The sequence below is a fragment of the Cypionkella sp. genome, assembly GCF_030652235.1.
In the GTDB taxonomy this organism is placed as follows: domain Bacteria; phylum Pseudomonadota; class Alphaproteobacteria; order Rhodobacterales; family Rhodobacteraceae; genus Cypionkella.
In genome coordinates, this window is record NZ_JAUSBA010000071.1 from 38,119 (window position 1) to 58,831 (window position 20,713).

The following is a 20,713-nucleotide window of genomic DNA, read 5'->3' on the forward strand; positions in this document are numbered from 1 at the left end:
GATGACTGCTTCCTGAGGCGGACTGGACATTCGCAACCGTTCGCACCGCTGCGACCAACGACCGCTCCCCTGAAGGTTTTTCGACGTGGACCGCAGCGCGACATGTGTCGCCTGGTAGTGGCGGTCCACGTTGGCAAACCTCGGAAGGACGAAGCCGGGGGGGCGAGGCGATGCCTATGCGCAAAGATGGGGTCTGATGCCGGAGAGTGCAGAATCCTACGCTAAGATGCGAGAACGCGTTTCCCATGTTCTCGCAGGTTTCCGTTTGCATCGACGTAACGATAGAGCGTGACAGGCTTGACGCCGAGTTCGGCCGCGAGGGCAGCCACCGATGTGTCCCTGTTCGCCATGGCGGCCTGCGCCAAGCGGACCTGGGCCTTGGTCAGCGCGAACTTCCGCCCCCCTTTTCGCCCGCGTGCCCGGGCGGCGTCCAGGCCAGCCATGGTCCGCTCCCGGATCAGATCGCGCTCGAACTCTGCCAGCGTGGCGAAGATGCCGAAGATCATGCGGCCCGCCGATGTCGTCGTATCGATCTCGGCACCCTGACCGGTCAGAACGCGCAGACCGATGCCACGATCAGACAGATCGCGCGCAGTGTTGACCAAGTGGGTGAGAGTACGGCCCAGCCGGTCGAGTTTCCAGACTATGAGAACGTCCCCTTCCCGCAGAGCGCGCAGGCAGGCATCCAGGCCGGGGCGGTCATCGCGAGCGCCGGAGGCCTGATCCTCATAGATGCGGTCGGGTTGAACGCCAGCGACCGCAAGCGCGTCGCGCTGGAGGTCCAGCGACTGAGACCCATCAGCCTTGGAGATGCGGGCGTAGCCGATCAGCATGTTTCACAAACGATCGTTTGTGACGGTGCCGTGTGAAAGCCACTTTCAAGCATGCCCATTGCTCCCTATCCCATATCACAATCAAAGGTACCTGAACCCTATCTTGAAAGCAAAAGATACATGGCGCATCGCACCATCCTGACGGACCGCCAACGGGCGACGCTGTTTGATCTGCCGACGGACGAAGCGTCGATGTTGCGCCATTACACCCTTGCGGACGATGATCTGGAAATCATCCGCGCCCGCCGCCGTCCCCACAATCGTTTTGGCTTCGCTCTGCAGCTTTGCGCTTTGCGATATCCTGGACGGCTGCTGGCGCCGGAAGAGGTCATCCCCCTGGCAGTCACCCGCTTTCTGGCCGCGCAACTCGGGCTGAGGCCTGATGATCTGGCCGGATACGCAACCCGCGAAGAAACCCGGCATGAGCACTTGGCAGCCTTGCGAGAACTCTACGGCTACAAGATGTTCACAGGCCGAGGGTCGCGCGATCTCAAGGTCTGGCTGGACGGTGCAGCTGAAACCGCCCGGGCAAACGAGGATTTGGCACGGCGCTTTGTCGAGCAGTGCCGGGCGGCTCAGACTATCCTGCCCGGGGTTACGGTCATCGAGCGACTTTGTGCGGATGCACTTGTTGCCGCAGAACGGCGGGTCGAGGCCCGGATTGCCGATCGTCTGGACGATGCCTCGCGCAATCGGCTCGATGCCCTGCTGACCGAAGATGCGGATGGCTCCGTCACCCGCTTTGTCTGGCTACGCCAATTCGAGGTGGGCCAGAACTCGGCCGACATGAACCGCCTGCTCGACCGGCTGGAATTTCTGCGGGGTTTGGCGCTGGACCAGAGCATTCTGGCAGATGTGCCACCTCACCGCGTTACCCGCCTTCGTCGTCAGGGCGAGCGATACTTCGCCGGGGATCTGCGGGATATCTCTGGTGACCGCCGCCTTGCCATCCTCGCGGTCTGCGCCCTCGAATGGCGCAGTGCCATTGCCGATGCGGTGGTTGAGACCCATGACCGGATCGTCGGAAAGACCTGGCGCGAGGCCAAATCCCGCTGTGACGCCCGCGCGGACGACGCCAAAGCCGCGCTGAAGGACACATTGCAGGCCTTTTCGAACCTCGGGTCGGCCCTGTTGGAAGCGCATGAAGATCAGGTATCTCTCGACGAGGCTATCCAGAACGCGGGCGGCTGGTCATCGCTCAAGGGGCTTGTCGCCACCGCCGCCCAACTCACCGACACGTTGGCCGCCGATCCGCTGGCGCATGTCGTTCATGGGTATCATCGCTTCCGTCGCTATGCCCTGCGCATGCTGCGGATGCTTGATATCAAAGCCGCGTCCGTGGCGGAGCCTTTGCTGGCCGCTGCCGGGATCATCGAGGGGACAGAGACAATCGCCGTCCGGCCGCTGACGTTCCTGCGCCGGGGCTCGAAATGGCAGCGGCACCTGAATGTCAACAATGACGACGCGCCCCGGCTATGGGAGGTGGCGGTTCTGTTCCATCTGCGCGAGGCTTTCCGCTCTGGCGATGTCTGGCTTGCCCATTCCCGGCGATTTGGTGACCTGAAAGAGGCGCTGGTTCCAGCCGAGGTCGCCCGCACCACGCCCAGATTGGCCATGCCATTCGAGCCCGAAGCCTGGCTTGCGGATCGCAAGGCGCGCATGTCAGATGCCCTTCGCCGGTTGGCGCGTGCCGCGAAGGCTGGGGCCATACCTGGTGGGTCCATCGAGAACGGTGTCCTAAAAATCGACCGGCTGACCGCCGCCATCCCGGAGGACGCCGAAGCCATGGTGCTCGATCTATATGGCCGTCTGCCCGGCATCCGGATCACCGATCTCCTGCTCGAAGTGGATGACGAAATAGGCTTCACCGAGGCATTTACGCATCTGCGCACGGGTGTGCCCTGCACCGACAGGATCGGCCTTCTGAACGTGCTGCTCGCCGAGGGGCTAAACCTCGGCCTTAGCAAAATGGCCGGGGCCACGAACACCCATGATTACTTCCAACTCTCGCGGCTGTCGCGGTGGCATGTCGAAAGCGAGGCGATGGCCCGCGCCCTGGCCATGGTCATCGAGGCGCAATCTTCCTTGCCGATGGCCAGGTTCTGGGGTGCCGGACAGACGGCCTCGAGCGACGGGCAGTTCTTCCCCACCACACGCCAAGGCGAAGCGATGAACCTCATCAACGCCAAATACGGCCACGAGCCCGGGCTGAAAGCCTACACCCATGTCTCTGACCAGTTTGGCCCATTCGCCACCCAGACCATCCCGGCCACGGTGAACGAGGCACCCTACATTCTGGACGGTCTGCTGATGACCGGGGCCGGGCAGAAGATCCGGGAGCAGTATGCTGATACCGGCGGCTTCACCGACCATGTCTTCGCCGTCACCGCGCTTCTGGGTTTCCAGTTCATCCCTCGGATCCGGGACTTGCCGTCAAAGCGCCTGCATCTCTTCGATCCGGCCTCCTGCCCCAAAGAGCTGAAGGGGCTGATCGGCGGCAAGATCAGGGAATCCGTCATCACGGCGAACTGGCCGGATATCCTGCGCAGCGCGGCGACCATGGTCACGGGCGTCATGCCCCCAAGCCAATTGTTGCGCAAATTCGCGTCGTATCCTCGGCAGCACGAGTTGGCAGTGGCACTCCGGGAAATCGGGCGGGTCGAGCGGACGCTCTTCATCATCGATTGGCTGCTCGATGCCGATATGCAGCGCCGCGCCCAGATCGGTCTCAACAAGGGTGAGGCCCATCACGCCCTCAAGAATGCCCTGCGCATCGGCCGCCAAGGCGAAATCCGCGACCGGACAACCGAAGGCCAGCACTTCCGCATGGCCGGGCTGAACCTCTTGGCCGCCACCATCATCTACTGGAACACCAAACACCTCGGTCACGCAGTCTCGGATCGCCGCCGAGTCGCTCTGGATTGCTCCCCAGACCTGCTGGCCCATATCTCGCCACTCGGCTGGGCCCACATCCTCCTAACCGGCGAATACAGGTGGTCCAAAAGGGCTTAGCGTAGGATTCTGCACTCCCCGGCATCAGACCCCCTCTTGTGTCTCGCAGGGGGTTGGCCTGCGTCCGCTGAATGCGCCCATGCAAGGGCGGTCTTCATCCGTCGCATCACGCCGTGGCCGATCGAGCCGCCGCTGCAGATCTGGAACTGCCCGATGCGGGCGAGTTTCCGCGGCGAACAACGGCCGTTGGATCGGCTCTACGACATCGCATTCCGGGCTGATGTGCCTCCACTAACCTTGTCGATCCCGGAAGTCTCGGCCCATCCGATCCTTGTCGACGCTCAGCCCGATGTCGACATTTCTGATTCGGCTTTCGACTTTGTCCGCTCGATCCGCGTGTTCGAGATCACCTATCGTCAGAACCGCAGCTCTGATGGCGACTGCAACAGCTGGGGGACGGTCTACATGGGCAGTTACGGCGAACAGGGTGACTACAGCCGCATGCGCAGCAGCATTTCCGCTGTGCCGGAGGCCTCAGATTTTGGCATCCCAGCCGGTTGCGGCAGCTACTGGCACCGCTCGGTCTTTGTCGAATGGCGGGATTATGAGGGCAGCTATGGCCATGAAGAGGTGCACTACTAGTCCCATCGCTTATCGGCCCTGAACCACACCGGAAACCAACCCCTAAAAACAAAAACGACGCCAGACCGTAGGTCCAACGCCGCGCTGATTTCTCCGTTGCAAGAGAAACCTACCGCGAGTGAAGCACCTGTTCAACCGGCAAAGCATTTTGTCCGAACGATTTTTTGTGTCCCTATCGTCTGGCGTCCTACAATCAGGAGGACACGCACATGATACTGACCACCGGTGCCATTTTGCGCCGCATCACTAAGGCAGATCTATCTGCTGCAAGCCATAAGCTTGCGACGATCATCCTGGACGGCATCGCCTGGAGGGACGGCTATAACGGGCTGGAGCGTGGCACGGCCGCGTTCGCGTTCGCACTCGCGCATTTGGCCGAGAAGATGGGCGTGTCGCGCCATCACTTGACTGCCCTTCTCTCCGAATTGAGTGAGTCTACCCTTGAACTTGTTCGCTGGCAGCCGAACGGCAAATTCGCGCCTTGGCTGTTTCGCTTTGTTGGGGCAGAAGATGATGCAGCCTTGCCAGATGTCGTGTCAGCCACAGGCGACACATCACTATCTAGAGAACTAAAGAACAAAACTATCTTCGCGGGGCGTATTGAAATTGCTGCCGGAACCATCGTCTACCAAACTCCTTGGGCAGCATTGATTAAGGCCGCGAAATCTTCACTCGCCTGCTGGAATGTCGATACCCAAGCGATCTGGGACCGCTTCGTGGCCTTCAACAAGGCGCGTGGAAACGCGGCCGTGCCTGCTGGGATTCATGCGCCGGTGGCGGACTAGTTCGTCAACTGCGGCTCCAGAGGCCAAGGCCCAACCAGCTCAGGTGCCAGCTGCCGACCCGCAAGCAAGGGAGCTTCATGACCAGATCCGGCCAGCACCCAGCACCAACCGGCAGTTCCACGCATCGGATCTGTGCAGGCTGATCGGCCAGACGGCCTACGACGCGCGTGTCGTCGAAATCGTCCGAAAGTTCGGGTGCCCTAAATTTTCAGCAATCCTCGCAGTACACGGAACGGCGGTACTCGCAGGCGAGATTTCGCGGTGACGTCGGATGGTGGCGAAGGTTGCAATTCTGAGAGTATGATCGACTGTCAATCCTACAACGCGAAGAGCTTCCGCTGAGCCCTCGGCTACTGGTCACCTAAAGAATACGAAACCCGAATTGCCTAACAGGCGGCTTAGTTCGGATGGCACCCTGTGGTCCAGCCCGAGGGGTTCACTCCACTTGCGACCCTTAACCGTGTCAATTATGACCGCAAAACGTGAAAACAGTTGGAAATGAGATCGGGCAACACCTATAGCACGAACGAGTGTCCAGACCGCTTTCCCGTCCGTGCCGGGAGGTCAACCAAGTCGGTGGGGCGCAAACTTTGCGGGTTAGCGCAAGTTTCAAAGTACCTGAGCCAATAGTGACAAAGCAATCACCGCAACCAGCCCGCCTGCCAAGACTTCAAACCACGGCAAAATGCGGATTATGCCTTTCCCCGGCAGGCTGGCCAAAGCGCCTTCGCGCATCACGACCGCCATAACCGCGACGGTCACGGTGACGATGGCTGTACCAATTCCCATCGCAAAAACACCTGCCACGCCAGCCATGCCAATGCCAAGTTGCCAGGTCAAAATCAGCAAGAACAATGCCCCAGAGCACGGCCGCATGGCAATTCCCGTGATCAACACCATGCCGTCGCGCCAGCTGGTCAGACTATCCACGTCCTCGACAGTGGGGCCGTGGGCATGCCCACAATGTTCGTCGTGAACATGGCCGGAATGATCATCCTGCCGGGTTTGGCGCTGCAATCCGCGCAGCCCCCGCCACATCAGCCAAAGGCCGACACCGACAATCGCAAGGGTGCCCACGGGGGCCATGATGTCATCGGCAACACCGTGGGCCTGCTCGCGCGTCCAGCCCAGCAAAGCCACACCCGCATATACAAAACCAACTGCAACAGCGGCCTGCGCCAGACTGGCCGCCAGCGAAATCGCTGACAGTGTCAACAGCGGCACACGCCGCCCCAGCCCAAAACCGCCGATGACAACCTTGCCGTGACCCGGCCCCGCCGCATGCAGAAAGCCATAGCTGAAACAGACGGTCAGAAGTGCCGCCAGCGCCCCCGGTTGCTGCCTTTTGATGGCGCGCACCGCAGCGGCAAGCGAGGATTGGATTTCACGCTGACCGGCCAAGATCCAGGCCTGCAAGGCGGCAAAACCACCGGTGAGCCATAAAATCAGCAGGGATACCGCCAAAACGGCACCAAGACCTATGAGTGCGCGGCGCATGTCACACGAACCTCCTCGGCAAAGATGGATCCCATGGCAGGGAAATCACTTTCTACATCAACGGGTAAGGCTGCAATCGCGGCATCAAGCTGTTCATTCGCGGCCTTCATGTCGGGCCTTTGGATGGTGGCCTTGCAGTCTGATCTTCCGGTAACCTTGGGTTCTCCGATAATGTAGTAACCGGTGTACAAGCTGGGATCATAGACCCGAATGACCAAGGGATCAGCACCAAGAGCAAGGGGCGGAACAAGTTGCCGGAAATGCGATGTCGTGATCTTGTCGTTTGCATAGGTTGCGGTCCAATCAGACGGGCCAGACAACTGCAAAGGCGCCGTACCATTCAGGGCGAAGGTGTCACCGGGATAGCCTTCATCCCAATGCATATCAAACCCGGACAGTGCCGCCACTTCGGTGGTCGTAAGCTGCCCATCAAAATCCGAGTCCATGCCCCTGTCTGCGACAAATTGCAGCGACGTCAGATCATCATAGGTCCAAGTGATACGAACACCTTCCGCTTCGCCTGCCGCGTTGAATGCGACTTCCAGTTGAGCGTCCACAAAAATATGCGGATGCGCCTCGGCGGGCGTGCCAAGCAGCGTTGACAGCACGGGGATCATCGAAAGTCGGTTCATATGCGGCTCAACTCCCAAGATGCGCGTCTATAATGTTTGCAACGTTTCAAGTCCAAGCGGATTGTTTCAAGCCTCACGATTGCCGTTGATAAAAGCCGCTGACGCACAGGCGACACTTCGCGCATTGCGCCGAAAACTTGGCTCGTCCAGACACGCCTTGATCAACCGCCAAGGGAGCTTAAAATCGGGCAATCGGGCCGCTGATCGCCCGCGCAGCAGCGCACAAGGTCGGAAAGTGTGTCGCGCATCGCTTCGAGATCAGTGATTTTGGCCTCGATCTGCTTAAGATGATCTTTTGCAATTGCGCGCACATCTGCGCTGGCACGGGATTTGTCTTCCCAAAGCGCAAGCAACGCACGACAGTTCTCAATCGTAAAGCCCAAGGCGCGAGCGCGGCCCAGAAACGCCAGTTTGTGCATGTCGCTGTCGCGAAAGGTGCGGTAGCCGTTGCCGTCGCGCAGAGGTTTGATCAGGCCGATTTCTTCGTAGTACCGGATGGTTTTGGCAGGCACGCCCGAGCGGTTAGCAACGTCTGAGATGTTCATCGGATTCTCCTTCAGGCTATCACTGGGTGCAATGGTTCAGGCTGCATCTCTGGCCCCACCGGATGCGGCGCGGCCTGCACCCGGCGCAAGCGCAGGGCGTTGGTCAGCACGAACACGCTGGAGACGGCCATCGCCCCTGCCGCAAGGGCGGGCGACAAAAGCGGGCCGCCAAACGGGTAAAGCGCCCCTGCCGCGACCGGGATCAGCACGATGTTATAGCCAAAAGCCCAAAACAGGTTCTGGCGGATGTTGCGCATCGTGGCGCTGCTGATGGCAAAGGCGTTTACCACCGCCCCAAGATCGCCTGACATCAGCACGACATCCGCTGTTTCAATCGCCACATCGGTGCCAGTGCCTATCGCAATGCCCACGTCGGCTGCGGCCAGTGCGGGCGCATCGTTGATGCCGTCACCGACAAAGGCCACCGGGCCATGAACGCTCAGGGCCTTGATCGCATCGACTTTGCCGGCGGGAAGCACCTCTGCCACGACATGGCCGATGCCCAGTTCAGCGGCGATTTTGTCTGCGGTAGCCTGATTGTCGCCGGTGATCATCACTACTCGCAAACCCTTTGCCTGCAATGCGGCAATCGCTGCGGGAGTCGTGGGTTTCACTGGATCGGCCACCCCAACCACTGCCGCCAACCTACCATCCACCGCCAGATACAGCGGCGTGCGCCCCCGTTGTGCCATCGCCGCAGCCGGGTCTGCGTCCGGCAAAACCACGCCCTCGCGGCGCATCAAGCGGTCCGCGCCCGCCAACAACGCGCGCCCGCCCACTGTGGCGCGCACGCCAAAGCCGGGAATGGCGTCGAAATCAGCGGCCTGCGGAACTGTCAGATTGCGCTGCGTCGCCGCGCGCAGGATCGCGCTGGCAACCGGGTGTTCGGACTGCGCTTCGGCGGCGGCCAGCAGGGCCAGCACCTCGGCCTCGGCAAAGCCGTCCATCACCACAAGATCGGTCAGTTCCGGGCGGCCCGCCGTCAGCGTGCCGGTCTTGTCCAGCGCCACCACTTTGACCGATTGCAGGCGTTGCAAAGCGTCGCCCTTGCGAAACAGAACCCCCAGTTCCGCCGCGCGCCCGGTGCCCACCATGATCGAGGTCGGCGTGGCCAGCCCCATCGCACAGGGGCAGGCGATGATCAGCACCGCCACCCCCGCCACCAGCGCATGCGCCAAGGTCGGGCTGGGCCCGAATGCCAGCCACACCGCCACCGTCAGCGCCGCCAGCGCCATCACCGCGGGCACGAACCACAGGGTGATGCGGTCCACCAGGCCTTGGATCGGCAGCTTGGCGCTTTGCGCCTGTTCCACCATGCGGATGATCTGCGACAACACGGTATCGGCGCCCACATGGGTCGCGCGCAGCACCAGCGCCCCGGTCCCGTTCACCGTGCCCCCAGTGACCAGCGCCCCTGCGGCCTTGGCGACGGGGGCCGGTTCACCGGTGATCATGCTTTCATCGACATAAGACGCGCCGCTGATCACCACACCGTCCACCGCGATACGCTCGCCGGGGCGGGTATGCACCAGATCGGTTGTGATGATCTGATCCAGTGGCAGTTCCACCACGTCGCCGTCGCGTTCAACCCGTGCGGACTTGGGCGCCAGCCCCACCAGACGCCGGATCGCCGCCCCGGTGCGGCCCTTGGCCCGCGCCTCCAACGTGCGGCCCAAAAGGATCAGCACCACGATCACCGCCGCCGCCTCGTAATAGACTGCCGCCGTGCCGGGGGGCAAAAGGCCGGGCGCAAAGGTGGCCACCACTGAAAACCCGTAAGCCGCCGTGGTGCCAAGGGCCACAAGGCTGTTCATGTCAGGCGCTGCGCGCAGAAGGGCGGGATAGCCCTTACGGTAAAACCCCTGCCCCGGCCAGACCAGCACGATGGTCGTCAGCACGAATTGCAACACCCAACTGGTTTGCATGCCGATCGTGTTCGCGATCAACATATGTATCGCCGGGAAAAGATGGCCGCCCATTTCTGCCACGAACACCGGCAGCGTCAGCGCCGCCGCCACCCACGTCATCCGCGCCAGTTTGGCGGCCTCGCGGTCTTTGCGGGTTCCCTGATCCTCGTCACTGCGCGCCGCAATCGTGGCGGGATAGCCTGCGGCCACCGACACTGCGATCAAATCGGCTGGCGTCACCTGCCCAAGATAATAGCGCAGATGCGCGGTTTCCGTCGCCAGATTGACACTGGCCTGCGCCACTCCCGGCACGCCTGCCAGCGCGCGTTCCACCCGGCCCACACAGGACGCGCAGGTCATATCCTGCACCTGCAACTCCACCTCGGCCAACCGCGCAGGGTAGCCCGCCCGGTCCAGCACCTGTGCCAGATCACCGGCAGCGGCGTTGCCATCCGTCGTGATCCGTGCGGTTTCCGTGGCAAGGTTCACCTCGGCACCGGTCACGCCGGGTGCCGCCTTCAACGCGCGCTCCACCCGGCCCACACAGGACGCGCAGGTCATTCCTTCGACAGACAGGGTGATGGTTTGGGCGGACATGGCGGACCTCATTTGCTTTGGACCTGTCTTATATGAGGGTTCCCAACACTGGAAGGTCAAGCCCCAAAGAAAAGTTTTCTGCCCCCTTGACCTTCCAGTGTTGGAAACCCCCATCTCGGTCAGACAAAATGGAGAACCCCAATGACCAGACTTTCAATCCCGAGCATGAGCTGCGGACACTGCAAGGCGACCGTGGAAAAAACCGTGGCCAGCCTCGACCCTGCGGCGAAAGTGGCCGTTGATCTGGCAACCCGCCACGTTGACGTGACCAGCACAAGCACGACAGCAGCCCTGATCGCCGCCCTGAAAGGTGCCGGATTTGCGGCTGCGGTCGCCTGAGGCGCAGCCAGCGGGTGCTGGCTGCGATACTTTCGGCCTTTGAACCCTGCCTGCCTCGCATGGGGCAGGCAGGCCAATGCCCCCGCTGATCACATTTTCATGTGCATGCTATCCATGAGCGTCATCTCCGGCATCCCTTCGCAGCCAACCATGATCTTCATCATCGCTTCATCGTCAGAGATATCGCCAAGCGTGGATCCCGCCATCGGATCGGCCATGAATGCCTTGGTAGCCGTCATCATCGCGTCGGCATCCAGCGCCAGATAGTCCTTGCAGGTCATTTTCGCCGCATCGGTGGCGTCTTGTGCCATCGCCTGCGTCGCCAAAATCATGGCGATCATACCACTTGCCAGGGCTGCTTTGGTTGACTTCATCTTGTCGTCCTTTCGTTATTCCGCACCCCAATGATGCGGGCCAGAGTCTTCTGGTGCTTTGGTCCTTGCCGCCTAATCTGCCTGTCAGGCCATCGGGGTGTACTGCAGGAAAATTCTTCAAAGCTGGCCTGATCGGTGCCCGGCAAAGGCCGCAAGCGCCATGCAGCACTCTGTCCAAAGCCGCTACACATGGCTGATTGGCCCGCTGTTGTCAGGTGGCAGGATCAAGCCGCTCAATCTCTGTAATTCCGTGCCGATCCTGCCGCGTTGGTCAGCGGGATAAGAGTCAGCGGGCGGCAGGCCTTTGTTCAGATAGAACAGCACCAGATCACGGGCGATCGGGGCTGCCGCTGTCGAACCGCCGCCCCCATGTTCAACAAGAACACTCACTGCGATCTCTGGTTTATCGAATGGGGCGAAGGCGGTGAAAAGCGCGTGGTCGCGCCGTTTCCAAGGCAGTTCGGCCTGAGTTCGAACTCCCTCCGCGCGTTCGGCGGCCGTGATGCTGAACACTTGGCTTGACCCGGTCTTACCCGCCATGAATTGCCCTTCGGTCACTATCCGCGAGGCTTTCGCCGTGCCGCGATCCGAATTGACCACATCAAACATGCCTTGGTGGACCAAGGTCAGGGCCTCCGTTGAAATGCCAAGCGATTCCGCCAACGGGTCAGTGGCTGCTGTCGGCGATTTTACGATGCGCGGAATCACTAAGCGGCCCGAAGCAATTCGCGCAGCCATAACGGCAAGCTGCATCGGGGTCGCCAGAACGAAACCCTGCCCGATTGAGGTATTGATCGTATCCCCGATCAACCACTCACTTCCCTGCTTTTCTTGTTTCCAAGCGCGGGAAGGATTCACCCCGGCCGACATGCCCGAAAACGGCAAATCTGGCCGCTGGCCAAGGCCAAGCCGCGCATTCATCGCGTTCAACCCATCGATGCCAACACGCTGCGCCATCTCATAAAAGAATACATCGCAGGATTCGCGCAGCGCACCTTGCAGGTTCACGCGCCCGTGGCCGCCCTTTTTCCAGCAGTGAAACTTGCGTCCTGAGATCTCGACAAAACCGGGGCAACTGACTGTATCATCGTCCTTCACCACCCCTGCTTCGAGAGCGGCAAGCGCAAGCGACATCTTAACCGTCGAGCCGGGCGGATAGGCTCCTTGCACAGTCTTGTCGGCCAAGGGCCGATATTCGGAGTCTCGCAGGGCGCCATAGTCACGGGACGATATTCCATTCACGAACAGATTCGGGTCAAACGACGGGGCAGAAACCGACGCCAAGATGTCGCCATTGCGAACGTCTATGACAACCGCAGCGGCGCTCTGATCACCCAACCGCGCGAGGGTGAAGTTTTGCAGATGATGATCTAGCGTCAAGTGAAGGTCTTCGCCCGCGGTCGGTGCCGTTCGTTCAAGATCGCGCATAACGCGGCCTGTGGCGTTGACCTCAACTGCCAAGGTGCCCTGAACCCCACGCAATTCGGTTTCAAACGCCTTTTCAACACTGATTTTACCTATCTTGAACCCTGGCAGAGACAGCAGTGGGTCTTGCGTATCGGTCTCTTCAAGATCATTTGCGCTGACACGCCCGACATAGCCGATGGTGTGCGCAAAATCAGGACCGAACGGATAGGTCCGTTGCAATACAGTTTCAAGGTTGACGCCGGGCAGCGTGGGCGCGTTCACAGCAACCCGCGAAAGGGTTTCCCATGTGATGTCTTCAGCAACGGTCAGCGGTACAAAGGCGCTGGTCTTCTCACTGGCCTTCAGAATATCAGCGATTTCGCTATCGGTGATCGGCATGATCAGTTGCAATCGCCTGAGAACCCCGGCGAGGTCACCTGCCCGCTCCCGCACAATCGTCACCTGATACGTAGGCCGATTGTCCGCGAGGACGTCGCCAAAACGGTCAAGGACACGCCCGCGTGCCGGGGCGATCAGTTGCAGGCTGATCCGGTTTTCCTCGGCAAGCAGGCGGTACTGCTCGGCGTCACGGATCTGCATTTGGCGCATTCGCAGCCCTAATGCACCAACGAACGCGGTTTGCGCGCCGCCCATCACAAGGACGCGTCGGGTTATACGCTTTTGGCTGTCTTCCGTGGCCTGAGCAGAACGACGCATCAGATATCTCCAAACGGTGGAACTGCGAGAGGTAAGATCCGGCGCTTGCGCCATTCGGTACGGATGGAGAGGGCCAATAAGAATAGCCCAAGTGCGGTGACCGTCGGGCGGATAGGGTCGAACCAGCGCATCAAGGCTTCACCGCCAAAAATGAACATCAAGACCTTGTTGCAGGTAGGACAGGCGATCCCCAAGAACGACGCGATGCTGCCGAGCCCGGCCTTATTGGTCGAACAGCTTGGCTGCCTGATTGCGGCAAATACTCCGGCCAAACTGGCGAACATGAAAAGCGAGGGAAGTTCCCATCCTTCAATCGGTGTCATTCTCGTGAAGAACGGATTGCCCCAGACCGCCGTGATTGTGCCCATCGCGGCAAAACTGAATGTTGCGATCAGAATTCCGCGTATGATCTTATGCGGATCGTGACGGGCAAAATGCGTTGAAAGCTGATTGGTAAGGCCCATTTCCATTCCCTATTCCGCCGCGAAAAGCACTTCGGCGAATTCATCGCCGTAGCCGACGTTCATGATCCACATGCCTGCCTTGGGTATCTTGCCTTGGCTTCGCCACGCCCCGGGACCGACCAATTCGAGCGGCTGGTCGAACCCATCCATGTGCATAGTGGTCATGGATAGAACCACGTCAGGTGGCATGCTGGATGGGATGTTTGACGTTGCGTCCGGCGAAAATTGGACTTCAATCCGATAGTTAAGATCACCCGTCATGTAGACTTGGGCTTCAATGAGGCCCTCCGGAAGCTGCTCTGAAAGGATCGCGGCAGGCCGTTCTGCTCCGGGGTCAGGCTCAGACTGCGGCCCAGAGCGAAGCGCGCCCCAAGCGAACAAGGCCGCAAGTGCAAGCATCGGAAGCCCAAAAAGGGCGCTGGCGATTTTAATCAACATTCATTTGCATCCCTGGTGTGTGAACCATTCCGGCCATGCCCGCATCCGCGATAGGCGTACCCGAAGGGGCCGGGGTGCCGGGCTGATCGAGCAAGTAGGTGGCGATTGCTTCTCTGTCGGCTTCATCCAGAAATGAGGTTCCGGCCTGCACGACTTCTGCCATGCCGCCGCCGAACACATCGCCGTCAGGCATCACTCCAGTGCGCAAGGAATAGGCCATGTTGGCCACCGTCCAGCCTTTGGCCGCAAGATCGGCGGCAAGGATCGCAGGGGCTTTGCTGCCGCCGGGCAAATTGTCGTTGCCCGCCAGCGCCTCGCTTTCCTTCAGGCCGCCCAGCATGTTTCGTCCTGTGTGACAGGCCGCACAATGCGCGGGTCCGGTGACCAGTTGCTGCCCTCGGTTCCAATCCGGGCTTTGCCCCATAACCGGTGAGATCTTCGCAGGCGACAGGTAGGCCGCGCGCCACAGCTTCAGACCCCATCGCATATTGAACGGAAAGCTGACGTCACTTTCGGCAGCCGCCACCGGTACAGGTGGCACGGTCTGGATGGCAGCCCAGAGATCGGCGACATCCTGATCCGACAGATCGGCATAGAACTCGTACGGGAAGGCTGGATAGTAGGCTTTGCCATCCGGTCGGACCCCCTGCCGCAAGGCGACCGCGAACTGGTCCAAAGTCCAGTCGCCAATTCCATAGACTGGATCAGGGGTGATGTTCGGCGGTACGAAACTGCCAAACGGCGTATCAAGCGGCGCTCCACCCGAAAGGGCAGCACCGCCCTTCGCCGCACCGGTATGGCAAGCGATGCAACCACCTGACCGCGCCAGGTAAGCCCCCCGATAAGCATCGCCCGCCAACATGCCTAGGTGAACCGGTTCAGCGATGGGCCAACTTGCTACAATGGCAATGCCGACAAACCCCATCGCGCCAAAGGCAACGGCCGTGCGAATAAGCCCACGCATGTCAGTTGCCCTTTCGGTAAAGGGAATGGCAGGACGCACAGGTCTGGCTGATCCGCTCGAACACATCGTCCGCAGCCGTTACTTCAAAGTCGATTCCGGTGATTTTTCCATCCGCAGTTGGTGCTGCAATCGTGGCCGCATTTTGATCGGCGCGCGCGACAAGGCCCATCAACTCTTCAACAGTGAAAGTTTCGGGCGGCGTTTCCATTGGCATTGTGGCGGCATCCATGCCCGGCATGCCCGCCATTTCGTCCGAGGGCGGAGCGGGTGCCGCAATTGGCACCGGCACATCGAGCCCGTTAACGGCGGCTATATCCAATCCTTCGGCATAGAGCCGCAATTCCTCAGACAAGGCCTCAAAGCGTGCCCAGTCGCTCCAGATTTCCGGTTTGGCAAAAGAGGATGCCGGGATCGGCTCTTCGGGAAACAAGCGCGCCATGTTGTCGCCCGCATGGCTTTGCAAAACCGTCGCTGCATCCCGCACGGCCCATTCGTCATAAGGGACCTGCCCCTGCATCATTGGCGCCAGATCCTTCATGACGTCGCGCATTGCGGACATGCCCATCATGCGTTCCATCACAACGCCCGTGGCCCCGTTATGCGCTAGTGCCGCCGCCCCAAGCGACGATAGGGCTATTGCGCCCAGTATTTTGTTTTTAAACATTCTTCACCTGTCTGATTGCTGTCTTGGTCAGGCCATAGGCCCAATTGGAACAACTTCAGACGCGGGGAGGAGGTGTATCAAATACGGGGTTGAAGGCGGCCAGAAGGACGGCTTGCGGCGGCAAGAAGCGCTGGCGATGCAACGTCTTCGCTGTAATAACCGACACATTTGACGGCACCACAAAGACGGTGCATGACGCGTAAGAGTGGCAGTTTGTCGGCACATGGGACTGTGACGCAATCGCAATCACAATCGTTTGGTGAGGCGCTTCAACTGCTTGAGCAACCGCTACGGGCGATAGAACAAGCGTCAAAATCACCAGAAAAGTTGACAGAAAACTGCCAACCCGTCGGGCAAAACGCATGATCTGACTTTCCCCGCGCATCACATGATCCCGTTTCCGCGCTGCAATTCTCGAACGTATATAGTGATCGCCGCGATTTCACCATCAGTCAGTTTTTGCTCCAGGGGCAACATCGAGCCAAACGACCAATGGTGCTGGCGCGCACCGTTGCGCACCGCAACAAGAAAAGCTGCATCGCCATGATGCGAGGGCTCGTAGATCTTGTGAACCAGTGGCGGTGCAATCCCATCTTGCCCGGCAGCATTTGCCCCGTGGCACGACGCGCAAACCGCATCATAATATGTCTTCCCGGTAGCGGCTTGCGCCGACAGCGATGCAGGCAGCTTTACCTCGACCAAAGCCGCGCCAGGTGTTGCCGTCGCGCTCCCAACTGCTTTATTGGGCGAAGTGTCGGGCAAGTTGCGCGCAAAATGCCAGGCCGTAGCCCCAACAAGAGCTACGGCCAGAACCAGCCCTGAGGTTTTTGTGATCTTCATGCCTGCCCTCGCCCGTTCCGGGTCTATTTTGTCTCAGATCAGTTTAACTTGCGTGCCGACTTTTGCAAAGCCAAACAGTTCAGCAATGTTTTCATTGTAAAGACCGATACAGCCGTTCGACGATTTCCGTCCGATCTTGCGCGTGTCATGCGTTCCATGGATGCGGTAATACTCCCATGACAGATAAAGCGCGTGGGTGCCCAAAGGGTTATCGGGTCCGGGCGGCACGAACGCGGGCCATTCCGGGTTGCGCAGCCGCATTGCAGGTGTCGGCGTCCAACTTGGCCCTTCGACCTTGCGGATGACTTCTGTATAGCCAAGCCGTGTCAGATCATCGCTTAAGGGCACGCTGGACGGGTAAATCTTGTAGATGCTTTTATCTTCCGACCAGAACTGCACAACGCGTGCGCTGGTATCGGCAATGATCACGCCACCCTTCAAGCTGTCAAAATGGTCACGCCAATTCACCAGTTTGAAGGCCGAAATGTTATTGCGCACGGTGCTTCCGCCCAATGCTTGCGCGCCCGCTTGCCCGGCCATCATAACAGCCCCTGCTGCCATCGATCCCAAAAGGAAAATCCGTCTGCTATGTGCCTGCGCCATCCGAGTGCCCGTCTCTATTTTTGGTTTGTGCGATTCATCGCACCTTCCAGCGCTGGAACCACAAGGGGTTTGGGTTGAACTTTGCGTGAACAGACGCCCGGAAGCGGCTTAGGTCAGACCGCACTTTGTGCGTACAAGATCACCGGTGTGCCAACCGGCACCCTGTCATAAAGGTCTGTGATGTGATCATTCGTCAGTCGCGCGCACCCGTTCGACACGGCGCTGCCGATGGTTCGGGGTTTGTTGGTGCCGTGGATGCGCAGATAGGTGTCGTGCCCGCTGTCATCAAATAGATAAAGCGCCCTTGCCCCCAAGGGATTATCCTCACCACCCGGCATCCCACCGGCAAAGCGCGCATAGGCATCCGGATTGCGCCTGATCATTGCGGGTGTTGGTTTCCAGCTGGGCCACTCGCGCTTCATCCCCGCCGTGAACTGGCCCGCATGATATAGCCCGGGCTTTCCCACACCAACCGTGTACCGCAGGGCCTGTGCATCAGGTAGCGTCAGGAACAGCCGAAACTCATTCGGAAAAACGTGTATGACGCCAGCCGGGAGGGACGGCGGCACATCGACAAGTGTGGGAAGGAAGTCTTCAGGTAGGATGAACGGCTGCTCTTGATGCGCGGATGCAGGGCGCGTCGTAACAAGGGTTGCAGCAATGGCGGCGATGAACTCTCTGCGGTACAAGTATAGGTCGCCTTTTCATCGGGTGGTGTGTCGCCCTGGTACAGAAGCGCCATTTTTGTACCATTTGGCGAAGTGGCCACCTTCTTCAAATCACAACGCTGCGAAAGACCATGTTTTAAGGCGGATGTGGTATTCTGAACGAAATAGCGGTCATTTCCTTGGGGATCGACCGGCCAATTCTTGCTCCCTGGGGTGCAAAGCTGCCTCGTCTCGGGAAGGTCAAACTCAGATGTCACCCAAGCGGCCCATCCCTCCGGAACTTGACCTGCTGATCTTGTCTTTCCCTATGCATTTCACATGGGAGTTCCTGCAAGCACCGCTGTTTCGCAGCATGCAGGACGTTTCCCATGTGGATGGCCTCAGGATATGCCTGCAGGCAGCGTTGGGCGATATAGTCATCGCGCTGATTGCTTTCTGGACGACGTCTTTTCTGGCCGGAACGCGCCGATGGGCTGCCCACCCCGACCGCCGTTCCATCGCAGCCTGGCTTTCGACCGGCGTCGCCATAACCTTGGCGATTGAGTTTTACAGCACCGAAGTCACGGCCCGCTGGGCATATGGGTCTTCCATGCCACGGCTGCCGCTTATCGGAACAGGAATTGCGCCCGTGGCGCAATGGATTGTCGTCCCCATGCTGATGCTGTGGTATCTGCGCAGGCTGTCAGCAAAATCCATCTTATCAAACCCCACCGACAGGCAGGCGAACGATGGCGTTTAGCCCGCCGCCAGTCCGGTTGCGCAGTTGAATGGTGCCGCCATGCGCCTGAATGATGGTCCGGGCGATGGCCAGACCCAAGCCGACACCCCCGGTATCGCGGCTGCGGGACGCTTCCAGGCGAACGAAGGGTTCAAACACGGCCTCCAATTGATCCTCGGGCAAGCCCGGGCCTTTGTCTGCCACCGTGATCACTGCGAACCCCGGTTCTTTCGTCAGGCTGACCTCTGCGCCGCCGCCGTAGCGCACCGCGTTGTCGATCAGGTTGCGCAGCGCTCGGTTCAACGCATGGGGGCGGACGGTGGCGGGCACGGGTGATGAACGGGAAAGGGTCGCGCGGTCGCCACCCGCGTCGGCCACAAGATCACCCAGCGTGGCGGAAAGATCAACGGTGGCTGCGGGTTCCGTCTTGGCAACTCCCCTCGCAAACTCCAGCGTTGCTTCGACCATGACCTGCATTTCCTCGACCAAAGCTTTCAGGCGGACGCTGTCTTCTGTTTCGTCCAGCATCTCGATCCGAAGCCGCATCGCGGTCAGCGGCGAGCGCAAATCATGGCTCAGGGCTGCCAGCATATTGGTGCGCTCGGACACGAACCGGGTCAGCCGGTCTTGCATCCTGTTGAAGGCATATGTGGTATTGCGCACCTCTGACGGGCCGGTCAAAGGCAGCGGGTTTGCGTCCAGCCCTCGCCCCAGCCGGTCGGCACCCACAGCCAGTGCGCGCATCGGACCCACAACCCGGCGGGCTGTTGCCCATGCCACCAAAACCACGGCCAGCACCATCAAGATCAGCGGCAAAAGGGCTTGCGGTGACAGTTGCAGGCCAGGCCGGATGAACATCGTGCGCACATTCAGCCAATCGCCCCCGGCCAGCCGGATGGAAAGCGTCATCTCGATAGGCTCAGCGTGCGCCGCCATCATCGCCTGGTGCATGGGTCGCATGGCCGTCGGAACATTGTCGGGCACGGCAAATGGGGTCACGGCAAGGGCATGGATATCCGCCAAAACTTCGCGGTTGGGTTGGCCGAGGATCTGCCGGATCTGATCCAGAAACGGGGCGGCATCCACGCTGTTGTGCGGCGCCGTCGGACCGGGCCCCACTTCGAACCGCGCCAGCGGCGAATCCGCCGCTCGCAGGATCTCTGCCCGCAGATCGGCAGGTGCGTCGTCCAGCAGCAACGCCACGTTTGCCGCCCGTCCTGCGGCTTCCAGCCCAAGGGCTGCGCGCACCGCGCGGTTGCGTTCGTCGGTCAGCAGGATCAGGCCAAGGCCCTGCGTGATGGCAAGCGCCAGCAGCAGCATGGCCAGCAACTGGCCCCCCACGGACTGGGGCAACACCCGGTCCAGAAAGCTGCGCTTCGGGGTCACGGCAATTCCCTCACATCGGCGGCCAGGCTGTAGCCGCCGCCCCAGACCGTGGCAATCAGCGCAGGCTTCGCCGGGTCCGCCTCGATCTTGCGGCGCAACCGGCTGATCTGGTTGTCGATGGTGCGGTCGAACACCTGTGCCGCTCGGCCCGAGGTCAGGTCCAGCAACTGATCGCGGCTAAGCACAAAGCGCGGGCGTTCCAGAAACACCGTCAACAGGCGGAATTCGGCGGTGGTCCGGGCGACTTCAGTGCCATCTGCATCGGTCAGCGTCCGTCGATCCGAGTCCAGCACCCAACGGTCGAACGCCAGCCGATGCCCAGCAAATGTACCACCTGTCACCTCGACCCGATCCGACCGGCGCAGGATCGCCTTGATCCGGGCCAGAAGTTCGCGCGGGTTGAAGGGCTTCGGCAGATAGTCATCGGCCCCGACCTCAAGCCCGACGATGCGGTCGGTTTCATCGCCAAGGGCTGTCAGCATCAGGATCGGCATGGAGCCTGCGGCGCGCAGGCGGCGACAGACGGAAAGCCCGTCTTCACCCGGCATCATAACGTCCAGCACGATCAGATCAAACTGACCGACCTTCAAAGCCGCATCCATCCCAATGGCATTTGCGGCGGAGGTCGCGCGCATGCCGTTCTTCTCCAGATACTTCGCCAGCGCATCGCGAATCTCGCGGTGGTCGTCGACGATCAGGATATGGGGCGGATTGCTTGTCATTATCTCTCCTGACCTGCAC

Annotated in this window: 22 protein-coding genes; 5 read left to right on the forward strand and 17 right to left on the reverse strand. The window is 60.4% G+C overall.

What is annotated here, in order from left to right; genetic code table 11:
* Positions 1 to 221: 221 nt before the first annotated feature.
* Positions 222 to 833: a recombinase family protein gene (locus tag Q7V03_RS22685; protein ID WP_304927855.1), complete on the reverse strand. Its 612-nt coding sequence runs from the start codon at positions 831 to 833 to the stop codon at positions 222 to 224.
* A 120-nt stretch (positions 834 to 953) separates the two neighbouring features.
* Between Q7V03_RS22685 and Q7V03_RS22690 the strand changes: the two genes are divergently transcribed.
* The 3 genes from Q7V03_RS22690 (at position 954) to Q7V03_RS22700 (ending at position 5,212) form a co-directional block, all read left to right on the forward strand.
* The gene (locus Q7V03_RS22690; protein ID WP_304927856.1) at positions 954 to 3,845 is read left to right on the forward strand and encodes a Tn3 family transposase; all 2,892 of its coding nucleotides are present in this window, start codon (positions 954 to 956) and stop codon (positions 3,843 to 3,845) included.
* Positions 3,846 to 3,998: 153 nt separating this feature from the next.
* Positions 3,999 to 4,427, forward strand: a complete 429-nt coding sequence (locus tag Q7V03_RS22695) for a hypothetical protein (protein ID WP_304927857.1) — start codon at positions 3,999 to 4,001, stop codon at positions 4,425 to 4,427.
* A gap of 209 nt (positions 4,428 to 4,636) precedes the next feature.
* Complete coding sequence (locus tag Q7V03_RS22700) at positions 4,637 to 5,212, forward strand: hypothetical protein (RefSeq protein ID WP_370651189.1); 576 nt, start codon at positions 4,637 to 4,639, stop codon at positions 5,210 to 5,212.
* Between the two features lie 609 nt (positions 5,213 to 5,821).
* On the opposite strand, the gene Q7V03_RS22705 is transcribed toward Q7V03_RS22700, so the two are convergent.
* The 4 genes from Q7V03_RS22705 to Q7V03_RS22720 form a co-directional block, all read right to left on the reverse strand.
* Positions 5,822 to 6,709, reverse strand: a complete 888-nt coding sequence (locus tag Q7V03_RS22705; protein WP_304927858.1) for a nickel/cobalt transporter — start codon at positions 6,707 to 6,709, stop codon at positions 5,822 to 5,824.
* The gene (locus tag Q7V03_RS22710) at positions 6,691 to 7,341 is read right to left on the reverse strand and encodes a DUF1007 family protein (RefSeq protein WP_304927859.1); all 651 of its coding nucleotides are present in this window, start codon (positions 7,339 to 7,341) and stop codon (positions 6,691 to 6,693) included. The genes Q7V03_RS22705 and Q7V03_RS22710 overlap by 19 nt, the downstream gene beginning before the upstream one ends.
* A gap of 161 nt (positions 7,342 to 7,502) precedes the next feature.
* On the reverse strand, positions 7,503 to 7,886 hold the full coding sequence (gene cueR / locus Q7V03_RS22715) for a Cu(I)-responsive transcriptional regulator (protein WP_304927860.1): 384 nt from the start codon (positions 7,884 to 7,886) through the stop codon (positions 7,503 to 7,505).
* Between the two features lie 11 nt (positions 7,887 to 7,897).
* Positions 7,898 to 10,390, reverse strand: a complete 2,493-nt coding sequence (locus Q7V03_RS22720) for a heavy metal translocating P-type ATPase (RefSeq protein ID WP_304927861.1) — start codon at positions 10,388 to 10,390, stop codon at positions 7,898 to 7,900.
* A gap of 141 nt (positions 10,391 to 10,531) precedes the next feature.
* On the opposite strand from Q7V03_RS22720, the gene Q7V03_RS22725 reads away from it, so the two are divergent.
* Positions 10,532 to 10,729, forward strand: a complete 198-nt coding sequence (locus tag Q7V03_RS22725; protein ID WP_304927862.1) for a heavy-metal-associated domain-containing protein — start codon at positions 10,532 to 10,534, stop codon at positions 10,727 to 10,729.
* An 89-nt stretch (positions 10,730 to 10,818) separates the two neighbouring features.
* On the opposite strand, the gene Q7V03_RS22730 is transcribed toward Q7V03_RS22725, so the two are convergent.
* From Q7V03_RS22730 to Q7V03_RS22775, 10 genes are all read right to left on the reverse strand, one after another.
* On the reverse strand, positions 10,819 to 11,103 hold the full coding sequence (locus tag Q7V03_RS22730) for an HdeA/HdeB family chaperone (RefSeq protein WP_304927863.1): 285 nt from the start codon (positions 11,101 to 11,103) through the stop codon (positions 10,819 to 10,821).
* Between the two features lie 183 nt (positions 11,104 to 11,286).
* On the reverse strand, positions 11,287 to 13,227 hold the full coding sequence (gene mrdA / locus Q7V03_RS22735) for a penicillin-binding protein 2 (protein ID WP_304927864.1): 1,941 nt from the start codon (positions 13,225 to 13,227) through the stop codon (positions 11,287 to 11,289).
* Entirely contained in the window at positions 13,227 to 13,691 is a 465-nt protein-coding gene (locus Q7V03_RS22740) for a hypothetical protein (RefSeq protein WP_304927865.1), read from the reverse strand. The genes mrdA and Q7V03_RS22740 overlap by 1 nt, the downstream gene beginning before the upstream one ends.
* Before the next feature lie 9 nt (positions 13,692 to 13,700).
* Complete coding sequence (locus Q7V03_RS22745; RefSeq protein ID WP_304927866.1) at positions 13,701 to 14,129, reverse strand: hypothetical protein; 429 nt, start codon at positions 14,127 to 14,129, stop codon at positions 13,701 to 13,703.
* Complete coding sequence (locus Q7V03_RS22750; RefSeq protein WP_304927867.1) at positions 14,119 to 15,093, reverse strand: cytochrome c; 975 nt, start codon at positions 15,091 to 15,093, stop codon at positions 14,119 to 14,121. Before Q7V03_RS22750 ends, Q7V03_RS22745 begins: the two co-directional genes overlap by 11 nt.
* A 1-nt stretch (position 15,094) precedes the next feature.
* Positions 15,095 to 15,757 carry a cytochrome c gene (locus tag Q7V03_RS22755; RefSeq protein WP_304927868.1) on the reverse strand — a complete coding sequence of 221 codons (663 nt, stop codon included), beginning with the start codon at positions 15,755 to 15,757 and terminating at the stop codon, positions 15,095 to 15,097.
* A gap of 55 nt (positions 15,758 to 15,812) precedes the next feature.
* Entirely contained in the window at positions 15,813 to 16,142 is a 330-nt protein-coding gene (locus Q7V03_RS22760) for a hypothetical protein (RefSeq protein ID WP_304927869.1), read from the reverse strand.
* Entirely contained in the window at positions 16,142 to 16,597 is a 456-nt protein-coding gene (locus Q7V03_RS22765; RefSeq protein WP_304927870.1) for a cytochrome c, read from the reverse strand. Before Q7V03_RS22765 ends, Q7V03_RS22760 begins: the two co-directional genes overlap by 1 nt.
* Positions 16,598 to 16,630: 33 nt before the next feature.
* The gene (locus tag Q7V03_RS22770; protein WP_305346274.1) at positions 16,631 to 17,137 is read right to left on the reverse strand and encodes a L,D-transpeptidase; all 507 of its coding nucleotides are present in this window, start codon (positions 17,135 to 17,137) and stop codon (positions 16,631 to 16,633) included.
* 176 nt (positions 17,138 to 17,313) lie between these two features.
* Positions 17,314 to 17,889, reverse strand: a complete 576-nt coding sequence (locus Q7V03_RS22775; protein WP_304927872.1) for a L,D-transpeptidase — start codon at positions 17,887 to 17,889, stop codon at positions 17,314 to 17,316.
* Positions 17,890 to 18,118: 229 nt separating this feature from the next.
* Here Q7V03_RS22775 and Q7V03_RS22780 point away from each other — a divergent pair, with 229 nt between their 5' ends.
* The gene (locus tag Q7V03_RS22780; RefSeq protein WP_304927873.1) at positions 18,119 to 18,607 is read left to right on the forward strand and encodes a hypothetical protein; all 489 of its coding nucleotides are present in this window, start codon (positions 18,119 to 18,121) and stop codon (positions 18,605 to 18,607) included.
* On the opposite strand, the gene Q7V03_RS22785 is transcribed toward Q7V03_RS22780, so the two are convergent.
* The gene (locus Q7V03_RS22785) at positions 18,569 to 19,972 is read right to left on the reverse strand and encodes an ATP-binding protein (protein WP_304927874.1); all 1,404 of its coding nucleotides are present in this window, start codon (positions 19,970 to 19,972) and stop codon (positions 18,569 to 18,571) included. The two genes, Q7V03_RS22780 and Q7V03_RS22785, sit on opposite strands and share 39 nt — an antisense overlap.
* The gene (locus Q7V03_RS22790) at positions 19,969 to 20,694 is read right to left on the reverse strand and encodes a response regulator (protein WP_304927875.1); all 726 of its coding nucleotides are present in this window, start codon (positions 20,692 to 20,694) and stop codon (positions 19,969 to 19,971) included. The genes Q7V03_RS22785 and Q7V03_RS22790 overlap by 4 nt, the downstream gene beginning before the upstream one ends.
* Positions 20,695 to 20,713 lie beyond the last annotated feature (19 nt).

Bases quoted from the DNA above. Each gene is read 5' to 3' on its own strand.
- Q7V03_RS22705 (WP_304927858.1), bottom strand. From the start codon at position 6,709: ATGCGCCGCGCACTCATAGGTCTTGGTGCCGTTTTGGCGGTATCCCTG.
- cueR (WP_304927860.1), bottom strand. From the start codon at position 7,886: ATGAACATCTCAGACGTTGCTAACCGCTCGGGCGTGCCTGCCAAAACC.
- Q7V03_RS22720 (WP_304927861.1), bottom strand. From the start codon at position 10,390: ATGTCCGCCCAAACCATCACCCTGTCTGTCGAAGGAATGACCTGCGCG.
- Q7V03_RS22770 (WP_305346274.1), bottom strand. From the start codon at position 17,137: ATGGCCGGGCAAGCGGGCGCGCAAGCATTGGGCGGAAGCACCGTGCGC.
- Q7V03_RS22725 (WP_304927862.1), top strand. From the start codon at position 10,532: ATGACCAGACTTTCAATCCCGAGCATGAGCTGCGGACACTGCAAGGCG.
- Q7V03_RS22730 (WP_304927863.1), bottom strand. From the start codon at position 11,103: ATGAAGTCAACCAAAGCAGCCCTGGCAAGTGGTATGATCGCCATGATT.
- Q7V03_RS22695 (WP_304927857.1), top strand. From the start codon at position 3,999: ATGCGGGCGAGTTTCCGCGGCGAACAACGGCCGTTGGATCGGCTCTAC.
- Q7V03_RS22745 (WP_304927866.1), bottom strand. From the start codon at position 14,129: ATGTTGATTAAAATCGCCAGCGCCCTTTTTGGGCTTCCGATGCTTGCA.
- mrdA (WP_304927864.1), bottom strand. From the start codon at position 13,227: ATGCGTCGTTCTGCTCAGGCCACGGAAGACAGCCAAAAGCGTATAACC.
- Q7V03_RS22740 (WP_304927865.1), bottom strand. From the start codon at position 13,691: ATGGGCCTTACCAATCAGCTTTCAACGCATTTTGCCCGTCACGATCCG.
- Q7V03_RS22790 (WP_304927875.1), bottom strand. From the start codon at position 20,694: ATGACAAGCAATCCGCCCCATATCCTGATCGTCGACGACCACCGCGAG.
- Q7V03_RS22780 (WP_304927873.1), top strand. From the start codon at position 18,119: ATGTCACCCAAGCGGCCCATCCCTCCGGAACTTGACCTGCTGATCTTG.
- Q7V03_RS22700 (WP_370651189.1), top strand. From the start codon at position 4,637: ATGATACTGACCACCGGTGCCATTTTGCGCCGCATCACTAAGGCAGAT.
- Q7V03_RS22755 (WP_304927868.1), bottom strand. From the start codon at position 15,757: ATGTTTAAAAACAAAATACTGGGCGCAATAGCCCTATCGTCGCTTGGG.
- Q7V03_RS22685 (WP_304927855.1), bottom strand. From the start codon at position 833: ATGCTGATCGGCTACGCCCGCATCTCCAAGGCTGATGGGTCTCAGTCG.
- Q7V03_RS22760 (WP_304927869.1), bottom strand. From the start codon at position 16,142: ATGCGCGGGGAAAGTCAGATCATGCGTTTTGCCCGACGGGTTGGCAGT.
- Q7V03_RS22750 (WP_304927867.1), bottom strand. From the start codon at position 15,093: ATGCGTGGGCTTATTCGCACGGCCGTTGCCTTTGGCGCGATGGGGTTT.
- Q7V03_RS22690 (WP_304927856.1), top strand. From the start codon at position 954: ATGGCGCATCGCACCATCCTGACGGACCGCCAACGGGCGACGCTGTTT.
- Q7V03_RS22765 (WP_304927870.1), bottom strand. From the start codon at position 16,597: ATGAAGATCACAAAAACCTCAGGGCTGGTTCTGGCCGTAGCTCTTGTT.
- Q7V03_RS22710 (WP_304927859.1), bottom strand. From the start codon at position 7,341: ATGAACCGACTTTCGATGATCCCCGTGCTGTCAACGCTGCTTGGCACG.